This window comes from Streptomyces sp. NPDC031418, from assembly GCF_055581605.1.
Map to the genome: position 1 here is coordinate 14,831 of NZ_JBVIJC010000043.1, position 13,262 is coordinate 28,092.

Below are 13,262 nucleotides of genomic sequence, written 5' to 3' on the forward strand. Positions count from 1 at the left end.
CGGTGTTCCGGTGCGGTTCCCGTGGACCCGCACCGTCCCCGTGGACCCGCGCAGTTCCCCCGTTCCGGCGTGGTCCCTGCGTAGCCGCAATTCCCGCGGACCCCCCGCTCCCCGCGGACCCGCACATTCCCTGCGGACCGGCACTGCCCCTCCGTACCGGCCGACCCCCGCCGACCCGCCCGGTCCCCCTGCCCCCGGAACGGCCCCCGCGTCCCCGCACACCCCCGTGCCCCCGGGACGCGCGGGCCACAATGATCGGGTGCGGTACGGAATCCTGGGCGTGACCCAGGCAGTGGACGAGCAGGGCGCCCTCATACCCGTGGGTGGCCCACGCCTCCGCGCGCTGCTCACCGCGCTCGCCCTGCGTCCCGGCCGCACCGCGACCGCCGAAACCCTCATCGACGAGGTCTGGCCGGTCGATCCGCCGCAGGACGCCCCCGCCGCCCTCCAGGCCCTCGTCGGCCGCCTGCGCCGCGCCCTCGGCCGGCACACCGTCACCTCCGCCCCGGGCGGCTACCGCCTGGAGGCCAGCGAGGACGACATCGACCTGTACGTCTTCGAACGCCTCGCCCACACCGGCACCAGAGCCCTCGCCGACGGCGACCCGGCAACCGCCCACCGCGCGCTCACCGAGGCCCTCGCGCTCTGGCACGGCCCGGCCCTCGCCGACCTCCCCGACCGCACCGCCGCCGCCCGCCCCGAAGCCCTCCGCGCGGAGGCGGTCCGCGCCCGCGCCGCCGCCGCGCTCGACCTCGGCCGCGCCCAGGACGTCGTACCGGAACTGACGGAACTGACCGCCGCGCACCCCTACGACGAGCCGCTGCACGCCCTCCTCATCCGCGCCCTGCGGGACACCGCCCGGCCCGCCGACGCGCTCGCCGTCTACGAGTCCGTCCGCCGCACCCTCGCCGACTCCCTCGGCACCGACCCGGGCCCGGAACTCAGGGCGCTGCACGCGTCGTTGCTGAAGCAGGAGGAGCCGGTCCCCGAGACTCCGCGGCCGGCGGCGAAGGCGCCGGCCCCCGCCCGGCCGCCCGAGCGCACCGGCAACCTGCGTCCCCGGCTTACCTCTTTCGTGGGGCGGGAACCGGAGCTGGAGGCCATTCGTTCGGATGTGCACAGGGCCCGCCTGGTCACCCTCACCGGACCGGGCGGCTCCGGAAAGACCCGCCTCGCCGAGGAGGCCGCCGCCTCCCTGACCCCGGCATGGCTGGTCGAGCTGGCCCCGCTCGACCACCCGGAGGCGGTGCCCGGCGCGGTGGTCAGCGCGCTCGGTCTGCGTGAGACCGTGCTGCTGAGCACCGACCTGGCAGCCCCGCAGGACGACCCCGTCGCCCTGCTGATCGAGCACTGCGCCGCGCGCAGCCAGCTCCTGATCCTTGACAACTGCGAGCATGTCATCGGCGCGGCCGCCGCCCTCGCCGAGACCCTCCTCACCCACTGCCCCGGGCTCACGATCCTCGCGACCAGCCGTGAACCCCTGGGCGTCCCCGGTGAGTCGGTGCGCCCGGTCGAGCCCCTTGTCCCGGAGCAGGCGCACCGGCTGTTCGCCGAGCGCGCGCGGGCCGTCCGTCCCGACGCCGACGCGGTGCTCGCCGACACCGAGGCCGTCGCGGAGATCTGCCGCCGCCTGGACGGGCTGCCGCTCGCCATCGAGCTGGCCGCGGCCCGGCTCCGGCTGCTGACCCCACGGCAGATCGCCGACCGGCTCGACGACCGCTTCCGCCTGCTCACCTCCGGCAGCCGCACGGTCCTGCCCCGCCAGCAGACCCTGCGCGCGGTGGTCGACTGGTCCTGGGACCTGCTGGACGAACGCGAACGCACCATGCTGCGCGAGATCTCCGTGTTCGCCGGCGGCTTCGACCTGGCGGCCGCCGAGGCCGTGTGCACCGGCCCGGCGGCCGACCTGATCGGCGCCCTCGTGGACAAGTCCCTCGTCGTGGCCGCCCCCTACGGCCCCGACGGCCCCGGCACCGGCCGGCCGGACGGCATGCGCTACCGCCTGCTGGAGACCATCCACGAGTACGCCGACGAGCGCGCCGCCGAGATCCCCGGACTGCGCGCCGCCGCGGAGCTTCGGCACCGCGCGTGGGTGCGCGCCCTGGTCGAGGAGGCCGAGCCGCGGCTGCGCTCCGCGGACCAGCTGCCCTGGATCTCCCGCCTGGAGGCCGAGCTGGACAACATCCGGGCGGCCGTCGACCGGGCCGTGCGCGCCGGTGACGAGGCGCAGGCGGCCGCCATCGTCGTGGCCATGGGCTGGTTCTGGTGGCTGCGCAACTACCGCCGGGAGGCGCTGTCCTGGGTGCGTCTGGTGCTGCGCCTGGGCGTGGCCCTGGACACCCTGGAGGCCCGGGGCACCCCGGCGGGCCGGACCTCCGAGGTGGAACTGAGCGCACTGGTGGAGTCGGCCGACCCGGTGGGCGCCCTGCTCGCCACCCCCCAGGGCGCGGAGGAGCGGCATCCCCGGCACGAAGCGCGCATGGACCTGCGGATGCTCGATCTGTTCCTCAGCTTCGAGTCCGACGAGGAGAGCCTCGCCGCCGACGAGCGCGCCCGGGCGTACGTCGCCCGGGTCCGCGCCGCCTACGAGCACGGCGGCCCGCAGGCCGCCCGGCTCCCCGGCATCATCTGGCCGCTGACCGCCTACCACCTGGCCGGCACCGTGGAAACCGGCCCCGACATGGCCGCGGCCGTCGCCAACTGCCGTGCCCACGGCGGCGACTGGGAGATCGGCGTCGCCCTGATGTACCGCACCCATGTGGTCGTGGACTCCCCGGGCAATCTGGCGGGCGTGGACGAGGACCTGGCCGAGCTGCGCGAGCTCAGCCGGCGGGTCGGGGATCGCTGGATGCGCGCCCAGGTGTGCAGCGCGGCAGGCGAGGCGGCCATGGCCCGCGGCCGCTTCGAGGAGGCACGCGGTGAGTACGAGGAAGGGCTCCGGCTCGCCTACGAGGTCGGCGCGTACGCCGAGTCCCCGTTCCTGCTGGCGCGGCTCGCCGAGATCGCCCACCGCTCCGGCGACCGCGAGGCGGCGCTCGCCGCGCTGGACGAGGCGAACACGGCCGCCGAGCAGTACGGAGTGGCGGAGGCCCGCTCCTTCGTCCTGCTGCTGCGCGCCTCCATCGCCCTGGACGACGGGGACACCGCCCGCGCCCGCGAGCTGTACGAGGCGACCCGCGCGCTGGTCGGCGGCGGCATCACCGCACCGCCGCAGTTCACGGCCTTCCTGCGGACGGTCGAGGCGCTGCTGGTGGCCGAGGAGCGCGGCCCGGAACACGCCCTGCCGATCCTCGCCGACGCGCTGGACCAGGCGGTGGAGCAGCGGTGCGCCGAGTCGATCACCGGAGGGCTCGTGGACACCGGGGCCTGGCTGCTGGCCCGGCTCGGCGATCTGCCGGGCGCGCTCCGGCTGTACGAGGCCTCGGACCGCTGGCGGGCCGGCCGGCCCCGGCCCGAGCCGGAGCGCGGCCGGGCACGGCGGGTGTTCGCCGACGCCCGCGCGGTGCTGCCGGCCGGCCGGTACGAGGCCGAGCGGGCCCGGGGTGCCGGCTTCGACGTGGCGGACGTGCTGCGCGAGCTGCGCGCGGGGACACCGTCCGCCGACGCCACCGGGACGCCCGCTAGCGGCAGGTGAACCGGGACTGCGCCCAGTCCGCCACCGCCACCGCGTCGATGAGGTTGCCGTGCGGTTCGGTCACCAGGCGTACGGTCCTGCGCCCGGTGAGGTCCACATGGACGGGTACGGCCCGGTCGTGGCCCTTGACCGTGCCGGACTGCCACAGCCGCACCCCGTCGGCCCAGACCGAGAAGGAGACCTTGCCGAGGCCGAGGGTCATGTCGTCGATCCCGGCCAGCGCGTCATAGGCGGTGCACTGCCGGTTGAGGGCGATGGTCACGGAGGAATCGCCGTGCACGGTGGCCCCGCGCGCGTACCGGGTGCCGTCGATCGACAGGCCGTAGCGCTGCCACACCCAGCTGCTCTCGCCCAGCACGATCTCGGGCCGGGTGCCGTCGCCGGTGGCGTCGTAGTTCAGGTCGCTCACCTCGTAGACGAGGGGTGCCGGCGGTGGCGTGGGGGTGGGCGTCGGGGTCGGTGTGGGCGTGGGCGTCGGGCGGGGTTTCGGGGGCGCGGGCTTCGGCGCCGGGGCCCGGGGCGGCGTGGGAGGGGGAGTGGGCGTGGGCGTGCGGGACGGTGTGGGTGTGGGCTCGGCGGGCAGGGCCACCGGTTCCGGCGTGGGCTTCGCCGGCGTGGGTGTGGGGGTGGGTGTCGTGGGCCGCACGATCGGTGCGGGCGGCGAGGGCTTGGCGATCGCTTTCGGCGGATGGCTGTCGTTCACCAGGGCGAGCGCCACCGCGGCGGCGGCCACCGCGACCACCCCGGCCGCGATCCCCGCCTTCACCGGCGCGCCGAGCCCCTCGGAGACCGCGGCACCGCCCGCGCCGCCCGCCCCGCCGGACGATCCGCCGGCCGCTGCGGCGGCACCCGCCGCACCCGCCCCGGCGCTGCCGGCCACGATCCCGAGGGCCTTGGCGTATCCGGCGGCCCCGAACCAGCCGATGACCGCGACCGGGACGACACCGGGGATACCGCTCGCGACCTCTTGGATCTGCGCGGCCGCGAGCCGGCACCGGGCGCACTCCTCCAGGTGCTTGCGCAGGCCCCGCTCGGCGCGGATACGCAGTTTGCGGCGGGCGTAGGTGCCGAGCTGGTCGGCGTAGCGGGCGCACTCCTCGTCCCCGGTGAGGGCGGCGCTGACATGGGCCTGGAGATAGGCCTGCTTCAGGCCCTCGCGGGCGCGGCTGGCGAGCACGCGCGTGCCGTTGGCGTCCAGCCCGAACAGCACGGCCACCTCGCTCGGCGACTCGTCCTCGACCTCGGTGTGCCACAGCACGGCCTGCCAGCGTTCGGGCAGCGAGCGGAAGGCCTGCATGGCCATGGACTGCTCGGCCTCGTGCAGGGCGCGGACATCGGCGCCCAGCTCCAGGGTGTCGTCGTCGGCGGTCTCGGCGGAGCGCGCGGACTGCTGGGCGAACACGGCGAAGTCGTCGACGAGCTGCTCGCGCCGCGCCGACCTGGTCCAGTGCGCGGCGACCCGCCGTACCGACGTCAGCAGATAGGCGCGTACGGCGTGCTCGGGGCCGGCGCCGCCGCGCACGGCCTGCAACATCCGCGCGAAGACCTCGGCCGTCAGGTCGTCGGCGGTGTGTCCGTCCCGGCAGCAGGTGCGCGCGTAACGCCGTACGGCGTCGGCGTGCCGGCGGTACAGCTCCGCGTAGGCGGAGTCGTCGCCGCCGCGCATCCGCTCGATCAGCTCGCCGTCGGCGGGCGGCATCTCGCGCGGCGGCGGCAGCACGCTTCCCTCGCGCTGGGCGGGCACACTCTCGCCGGTGCGGCCGCCCTGACCCGGCACCTTGGGCGCACTCGGCCCGACCGGCTGTGCGTCGCCGTCGTCACCGCGTGACCCGTCCCAACCGTCAGCGCTCATCGCGGAAAGCCCCCGACACCGGCCCAGCCCAACCCCTACCCGGCTCAGGGTGCCACACGGGGCTTTCGGCCAAGGGGCCGTCGGCACCGCATCCACTCATCCGAGCGCACTTGTCACCGCACCACCCCGAACATCACTCGAACGAGGGCATCATCCGAGGGCCCGCCCGCACCCCGGCCGAGGAAGCCGGCCGGTGGTACGGGCGGAAGCCGACGTCAGCCGCCGACGGCGAGGCCGGGGCGGGCGGTGGCACCGCCGGCCGCCGCCGTCACGCCGGGCGCGAGCGCAGGCCCTCCAGCAGGATGTCCAGCAGCCGCCCGGACGCCGCCGCCTGCTGTGCCGCGTCCGGCAGCGAGGGCGCCGCCGTGGCGATCACCAGCAGCACATCGGACACGGACACATCGGTCCGCAGCTCACCGGCCGCCCGGGCCCGCTCCACCAGCTGGCCCACGACCTCCAGCAGCGCCCCGGCCCCGGCCTCGTCGGCCCCCGGACCCAGCCGCACCGCACCGCTGTCCGGCTGCGACCGCTGCTGAGGCACCCGGGCCTCCTCGCCCGAGCCCACCGCGGAGCCCACCAGCACCTGCGGCGGCAGCAACCGCCCGGCGCCCGATGCCACGGACGTCCGCAGGAAGCGCGACAGCGCCGACCACGGCTCGTCCTCCTGCCCGAGCGCCGCCCGGGCCTGCTCGGTCAGCCGGGCCGTCTCCTCCTCGGCTATCCGCCGTACCAGCACGTCCTTGCTGGGAAAGCGCCGGTACACCGTGCCGACACCCACCCGGGCGCGCCGCGCCACGTCCTCCATCGGCGCGCCGTACCCCAGCTCGCCGAACACCTCACGCGCCGCACGCAGCACGTGCTCCAGATTGCGCTGTGCGTCCACCCGCAGCGGCGCCGTCCGCGCCCCGTCCGCGCGTCCGTTGCCCCCTGCGGCACTCATCGTCCCGGCACCGCCGCCGATGGCGACAGCGGTGGCTGCGGACGTCCAATGCGTGTCCTGAACATGCATGTGTTTCCCCCGGTCATGACGTCTCCCCCCGGAGACTCCCCGCCTGAACCCGGAGTGCGCGGAACCGGCGTCCATCCCGACCGGGATCCACCCGTCACGGACCGGTTCGACCACATTCCCTACACCCCGTCGACACACGAACATAGTTGAGAGACCGTCAATTCAGAAGGGGCAGGTTCCGCACAGTGCGCCCCTCGATCGGAGTACGGGCCTGGTACGTCCCTATTCCACCCCTTCGCGCCCTCCCGCCCGCCCCCGCTGACCTGCCCCGTTTCTCCCCGCCCCCGCCGCGCGCCCGGCCCTGCGCACACCCGCCCGCCAGTCACACAAATTGCCGGGCCTGTGGACAAACAACTGCGCCGGGTGCGTCATGGGATGGTGAAGGAACGGGCGCGCATTCTGGTTGTCGGCGGCGGCTACGTCGGGACGTACACGGCACTGCGGCTCCAGCGGAAGCTGAAGACCGAGCTCAGACGGGGTGACGTCGAGATCACCGTCGTCACCCCCGACCCGTACATGACGTACCAGCCGTTCCTGCCCGAGGCGGCCGCGGGTTCGATCTCCCCTCGGCATGTCGTCGTACCGCTGCGCCGCGTCCTGGACCACTGCCATGTCGTCATCGGCGAGGTGACCGCCATCGACCACGCGGTGCGCACCGCCACCGTCAGCACGCTCGCCACCGCCGAGGAGGGCCGCCCCGCCGAACTCGTCGGCTACGACGAACTCGTCCTCGCCCCCGGCTCGGTCTCCCGCACCCTGCCGATCCCGGGCCTCGCCGAGCACGGCATCGGCTTCAAGACCGTCGAAGAGGCCATCGGACTGCGCAACCACGTCATCGAGCAGATGGACATCGCCTCCTCCACCCGCGACCCCGCGATCCGCGACGCCGCCCTCACCTTCGTCTTCGTCGGCGGCGGCTTCGCCGGCGTCGAGGCGCTCGCCGAACTCGAGGACATGGCCCGCTACACCGCGCGCTATTACCACAACCTCCGCCCCGAGGACATGAAGTGGATCCTCGTGGAGGCCAGCGACCGGATCCTGCCCGAGGTCGGCGCGGAGCTGGGCCGCTACACCGTCACCCAGCTGCGCCGCCGCAACATCCAGGTGCTGCTCGGCACCCGCCTGGAGTCCTGCACCGGGCGCGTCGCCGTCCTCAGCGACGGCCAGCGCTTCCCGACCCGTACGGTCGTCTGGACCGCCGGCGTCAAGCCGCACCCGCTGCTCGCGGCCACCGACCTCCCGCTCACCGAGCGCGGCCGGCTCAAGTGCACCGCCCAGCTGACCGTGGACGGCGCCGCACACGCCTGGGGCGCCGGCGACGCCGCGGCCGTACCCGACGTCACCGCCGCCGAGCCCGGCGCCGTGACCGCCCCCAACGCCCAGCACGCCCTGCGCCAGGCCCGCACCCTCGGCGACAACCTCGCGCACGCCCTGCGCGGCGAGCCCCTGGAGACGTACGCGCACGCGTACGCCGGTTCCGTCGCCTCCCTCGGCTTCCACCAGGGCGTCGCCCAGGTCTACGGGCGCCGGCTGAAGGGCTACCCTGCCTGGTTCATGCACCGCCTCTACCACCTCAGCCGGGTGCCCACGGTCAACCGCAAGGCCCGCGTCCTCGCCGAATGGACCCTCGCCGGGCTCTTCAAACGGGAGATCGTCTCGCTCGGTTCACTCGAACATCCGCGAGCGGAGTTCGAACTCGCTGCCGGTGGAAAGCCTCCTCACAGCCCCTCGGACGACCCGAAGGGGTCGTCCTGACGGACTTCAGGAACTCCACGGCCCGCTCCGGCGTCTGACGGATGTCGCCGCGGCCCACCCCCTGCCAGACTGCCCCACGTCCGCGGACGGGCACCCGCCCGCCCACAGCACCCACGAGGCTTCTTCCCAAGTGAACTTCACGCGCTGGAGCGCCCGCCTCCCCGGAACGCAGCGCCGCGCAGCGGCACGGACCGAGACCCAGGTCTCCCCGGACCGGCGGGGAGAAGGCTCGGTGCCCGCGGCCCGCGCCGAACAGCCCACCGACGAGCCGGCCCCCGTGCCCGCCGTCGACGAACTGCCCGCCCGCGACGTCCTCGACCGCGTCCCGGCCCTCGTCGCCCTGGTCCACGGCCCCGATCACCGCATCGCCTACGTCAACGACGCCTACACGGCGGCCTTCGGCGCCAGACCCACCGGTGCACCCGCGCGCGAGGCGCTCCCGGAGCTGGCCGAGCTGGGCCTGCTCCCGCTCCTCGACCAGGTGCTGCGCAGCGCCAAGCCCCGCACCCTGAAGTCCCGCAAGGCCGTCGACGGCCGCTCGTACACCTTCACCTGCACCCCCGTAGCCGAGGACGGCGACCACGACGGCGGCGTGCTCGTCTTCGCCACCGACGTCACCGACCACGCCGAGGCCGCCGAACGGCTGCGCGCCAGCGAGCGCCGCCAGCGCGAGACCGCCGTCACCCTCCAGCGCTCCCTCCTCCCGCAGGAGCTGGAACAACCCGACGACCTGCGCATCGCCGCCACCTACCAGCCCGGCGGCACCGAGGCCGCGGTCGGCGGCGACTGGTACGACGTGATCACCCTCGGCGGCGGCCGCACCGCCCTGGTCATCGGCGACGTCATGGGCCGGGGCGTCCGCGCGGCGGCGGTCATGGGCCAGCTCCGCACCGCCGTCCGGGCCTACGCCCGCCTGGACCTGCCCCCGCACGAGGTCCTCCAGCTGCTCGACGGCCTGGCCGCCGAGATCGACCCCAACCAGATCGCCACCTGCGTCTACGCCGTCCACGACCCCAACGAGGGCCGGCTGGTGTACGCGTCGGCGGGCCATCTGCCGATCCTGGTCCGCGACGAGCAGGGCACCGTCTCCCGCGCCGACGAACCCACCGGACCGCCGCTCGGCACCGGCGGCTGGATCCACGCCTCCGGCTCCATCGGACTCGGCCCCGGCGCCACCGCCGTCCTCTACACGGACGGCCTGGTCGAGCGCCGCGACAAGGACCTGGACGAGGGCATCGCCGCCCTCGAGGACGCCCTCTCCGGCGCCACCGGCAGCCCCCAGGTCGTCTGCGACCGCCTGGTCCGCTCGGCCGGCGTCACCGCCGACCACGACGACGACGTGGCCGTCCTCGTCCTCCAGCACCCGGCCCGTACGGGCCCCGACGGCGACCTCTTCCGCAACGCCGCCCTGGAACTCCTCGGCGGCGTCGAAGCGGCCCCACGCGCGCGTGCCTTCGCCTCCGGCGTCCTCACCAGCTGGCGCTTCCCCGCGGAGCTGCACGACCTCGGCGTCCTCGCCACCAGCGAACTGGTCGCCAACAGCCTCCAGCACGGCACCCCGCCCATGCGGCTCCGGCTGCGCCGCACCGACCGCCGCCTCATCGTCGAGGTCACCGACGGCGACGACCACCTGCCCAGACGCCGCCGCGCCGAACCCGGCGACGAGTCCGGCCGGGGCATCGCGATCGTGGCGACGATCGCCTCCAGCTGGGGCTGCCGCCGCACCCCGGGCGGCGGCAAGGCGGTGTGGTGCGAGTTCGTCCTGCCGGGCGCAAAGCCCTGACGCCTCATGGCACCCCCTGCGCGGCACCTGGCCGTACCGCCCGCCCGGTGCTAAGAGCAGACCTATGGCAGACGCACCGGGCTTTCAACTCAAGGGCAGCGCACCCGAGCGGTACGAGACGTACGTCGCCCCGCTCATGGCCCCCTTCGTGACCGCACTCCTGGACGCCGCGGACCTCAACCCCGGGGACACCGTCCTCGACCTCGCCTGCGGCACCGGCTTCGCCGCCCGCGCGGCCGCCGCCCTGACCGGGCCCGCCGGGCGGGTGTACGGCATCGACATCAACGAGGGCATGGTCAGCGTGGCCCGGGAGCGCCACCCCCGCCTCTACCCGGACATCGAGTTCGCCGTGGGCGCCGCCGACCGGCTCCCCTACCCCGACGCCACCTTCGACACCGTGGTCTGCCAGCAGGCCGCCCAGTTCTTCCCCGACCTCACGGCCGCGCTCACCGAGACGGCCCGCGTCACCCGCCCCCAGGGCCGCTTCGCCGCCACCGTGTGGGCCGCACTCGACGACCAGCCCTACTTCCGCGCTCTGGGCCGGGCCATCGAGGAGTACGGCGGACCGGAGGCGGCCAAGACCTTTGCGCACGCCTTCGCCTGCACCGCCGAACAGCTCACCACCGCGCTCGGCACCGCCGGCTACCGGAGCACCGAGCAGCGCCAGATCACCGTCGACATCACGCTGCCCCGGCTCGACGACTACGTGGGCGGCCATCTGTCCGCCACCTCCTGGAGCACCCGGATCACCGAGCCGGGCGGCCAGGAGGCGCTCACCCGGGCCGCCCGGCTGATCCGCGACGAGCTGGCCCCCTACACGGCCGACGACGGCACGGCGACCCTGCCCTTCACGGCGGTCCTGGTCACGGCGGTCCGCTGACCGGTACGCGAAACGGCCGCCACCCAGAGGTGACGGCCGTCGCCCGCGCCCGGCTCACGCCTGTGCGGCCACCGGTTCCGGCGCAGCGCCTCCGCGCGTGACCACCCGGGTCCCGCGCGCCAGCCACGGCCGGTCCTGTACGGCGGTGAGCCCGCGGCCCAGCCGCAGCGCCAGGACGGTGATGCCCAGCGAGAACAGCAGGAAGGTCACGATGTACGGCGCGTGCAGCGAGGCCCCCATGGGTCCGCCCACCGCCGGACCCACGGCCAGCGCGAGCTGCTTGACCAGCGCGAACGCCGAGTTGTACTGCCCGGCCATGCCCTCCGGCGCCAGATCGGCGACCAGCGGAGCGACCGTCGGCGACAGCATGGCCTCGCCGAGACCGAACAGCGCGTACGTCGACACGAAGGCGGCCGTCGCCATCTCCTGGCTGCCGTGCCCCAGCCCCGCGTACCCGGCGGCCAGCCAGGCGACGGCCCAGATCAGCCCGACCGCGGCGATCACCCGGGAGCGCCGGCGCCGCTCCACGAACTTCAGCACCGCGAACTGGGCGACCACGATCATCAGCGTGTTCGCGGCCAGCGCCGTCCCCAGCGCGGAGGTGGATATCCCGGCGGCCTCCACGCCGTACGCGCTCAGCCCGGACTCGAACTGCCCGTAGCAGGCGAAGAACAGCACGAAGCCCAGCACGGACAGCTGCACCATCGCCCGGTTCCCGAGCAGCTGCTTCCAGCTGCCCTTCGCCGAGCGCGCGGGCGCGTCTTCGATCCGCGGCGAGTGCGGCATCCGCACCGTCGCCATCACTCCGACCAGCAGCAGGAACATCGCCGCCTCGATCGCGAACAGCAGGGTGAACGACGACACGCGCGTGGTGTCCACCAGGTGACCGCCGATGAGGCCGCCGACCCCGAGGCCCAGGTTCTGGAGGAAGAACTGCATCGCGAACGCACGCGAGCGCGTGTCGGCGCTGGAGCAGTCCACGATCATGGTGGCGAGCGCCGGCTGCATCACGGCCTGCCCGGCACCGAGCGCGGCGGCCGACAGCAGGACGGCTGCGGCGTTGCCCGCGAGCCCGAGGCTCAGCGCGCCGAGCGCGGCGGTGACCAGGGCGGCGAGCAGGACCGGCAGCGGGCCGCGGCGCACGATCGCCCGGCCGGCGAACGGCAGCACGATCAGCGCGGCCACGGCGAAGACGGCGAGCACGAGTCCCGCCGTCATGGCCCCCAGGCCTCGCACCTGCGCCACGTAGACGTACAGGTACGGGACCGTGAAGCCGAGCCCGAAAGCGCTGAGTGCGTTGCCCACGTGGATCCGGCGCATCGCTGCGCCCATCGCCCTGGTCACGTTCACCTCTCTCACTAGTTAGGAGTGAAGACTTCAAAGCTAAAGTTCGAAGCTAAAGAGTACACAGTGAAGGACTTCAACGCAAAGGCACAGCGTGCGATACTGCGGCCATGGCCGACACCGCCCCCGACGTCACAGAGCCGACGCTCGAAGAGCAGATCGCCGCCTACCAGCGCGAGTTCCAGGACCTCGACCCCCAGGTCGAGAAGATCGTGTCGGCGCTCTCCCGGCTCAACCGCCGTATGAACGTCGCCTACGGCCGCCAGACCTCCGCCCTCGGCATCAGCAACGCCGAGTGGGAGGTCCTCAAGGCGCTCGTCCTCTCCGGCGCCCCGTACCGCATGGGCCCCAGCGACCTCGCCAAGCGGCTCGGCCTCACCCCGGCCGCGATGACCCACCGGATCGACCGCATGGTCACCGAGGGGCTGGTCACCCGGGAGCGCGACGAGTCCAACCGGGTCCGCGTCATCGTGGAGCTGACCCCCGAAGGCCGCGAGAAGTGGCTGGAGGCGATGCGCCTGGCCACCGTCTTCGAGGAGGAGCTGCTCCAGGACCTGACCCCGGTGGAGCGCCAGGTGCTCGGCGAGGTCCTCACCCGGCTGCTGCGCCGGGTGGAGCACGCCCAGCCGGACGCGGGCGGCCGGCTCAGCGACCTCGACTGAGCCGGACGAGCGCTTGTAAAAGATCTTGACAGGGGCCGTTTGACACGCCCTTGCCGGATCCGTAAAGTTCTTCGGGTTGTCGCGGAGCCGTAACGGTTCTCCGACAGCACCTCCGCCGCCTCGAGCGGCACCCTCAAACACCAGCACGATCTCCCAGCGGGGTTGTATTCGGCGTGCCCGAATTCAATTCGAAAAGGGACTCGGCGGCCCGATTGGGAATCGCCGGGAAGATCCGCTAAGGTTTGAGACGTCGGAACGGCCCAACGGCCGGGAAGACAAACCCCGCTGACTGGGGATCAGACGCCGAAAGGATCTGATAGAGTCGGAAACGCAAGACCGAAGG

8 protein-coding genes are annotated in these 13,262 nt (G+C 74.0%); 5 read left to right on the top strand and 3 right to left on the bottom strand.

Annotated features, from left to right (window positions below):
* The first annotated feature begins 259 nt into the window (after positions 1-259).
* Entirely contained in the window at positions 260-3,634 is a 3,375-nt protein-coding gene (locus tag ACZ5CZ_RS38330) for a BTAD domain-containing putative transcriptional regulator (RefSeq protein WP_468949454.1), read from the top strand.
* Here the strand turns inward: ACZ5CZ_RS38330 and ACZ5CZ_RS38335 are convergent.
* A complete protein-coding gene (locus ACZ5CZ_RS38335) occupies positions 3,621-5,486 on the bottom strand; it encodes a sigma-70 family RNA polymerase sigma factor (RefSeq protein WP_468949456.1) in 1,866 nt (621 codons plus the stop codon). The genes ACZ5CZ_RS38330 and ACZ5CZ_RS38335 overlap by 14 nt on opposite strands.
* Positions 5,487-5,754: 268 nt before the next feature.
* Positions 5,755-6,495, bottom strand: a complete 741-nt coding sequence (locus ACZ5CZ_RS38340; RefSeq protein ID WP_385848364.1) for a TetR/AcrR family transcriptional regulator — start codon at positions 6,493-6,495, stop codon at positions 5,755-5,757.
* A gap of 375 nt (positions 6,496-6,870) precedes the next feature.
* On the opposite strand from ACZ5CZ_RS38340, the gene ACZ5CZ_RS38345 reads away from it, so the two are divergent.
* From ACZ5CZ_RS38345 to ACZ5CZ_RS38355, 3 genes are all read left to right on the top strand, one after another.
* Positions 6,871-8,250, top strand: a complete 1,380-nt coding sequence (locus tag ACZ5CZ_RS38345) for an NAD(P)/FAD-dependent oxidoreductase (protein WP_468949458.1) — start codon at positions 6,871-6,873, stop codon at positions 8,248-8,250.
* Positions 8,251-8,380: 130 nt separating this feature from the next.
* A complete protein-coding gene (locus ACZ5CZ_RS38350; RefSeq protein WP_385848366.1) occupies positions 8,381-10,033 on the top strand; it encodes an ATP-binding SpoIIE family protein phosphatase in 1,653 nt (550 codons plus the stop codon).
* A 64-nt stretch (positions 10,034-10,097) separates the two neighbouring features.
* Positions 10,098-10,913 carry a class I SAM-dependent methyltransferase gene (locus ACZ5CZ_RS38355; RefSeq protein WP_468949460.1) on the top strand — a complete coding sequence of 272 codons (816 nt, stop codon included), beginning with the start codon at positions 10,098-10,100 and terminating at the stop codon, positions 10,911-10,913.
* A gap of 54 nt (positions 10,914-10,967) precedes the next feature.
* On the opposite strand, the gene ACZ5CZ_RS38360 is transcribed toward ACZ5CZ_RS38355, so the two are convergent.
* Entirely contained in the window at positions 10,968-12,257 is a 1,290-nt protein-coding gene (locus ACZ5CZ_RS38360) for an MFS transporter (protein WP_385848369.1), read from the bottom strand.
* A 110-nt stretch (positions 12,258-12,367) separates the two neighbouring features.
* Between ACZ5CZ_RS38360 and ACZ5CZ_RS38365 the strand changes: the two genes are divergently transcribed.
* Positions 12,368-12,919 (top strand): MarR family winged helix-turn-helix transcriptional regulator, encoded by a 552-nt coding sequence (locus tag ACZ5CZ_RS38365; protein ID WP_385848370.1) that lies wholly within the window; start codon positions 12,368-12,370, stop codon positions 12,917-12,919.
* Positions 12,920-13,262 lie beyond the last annotated feature (343 nt).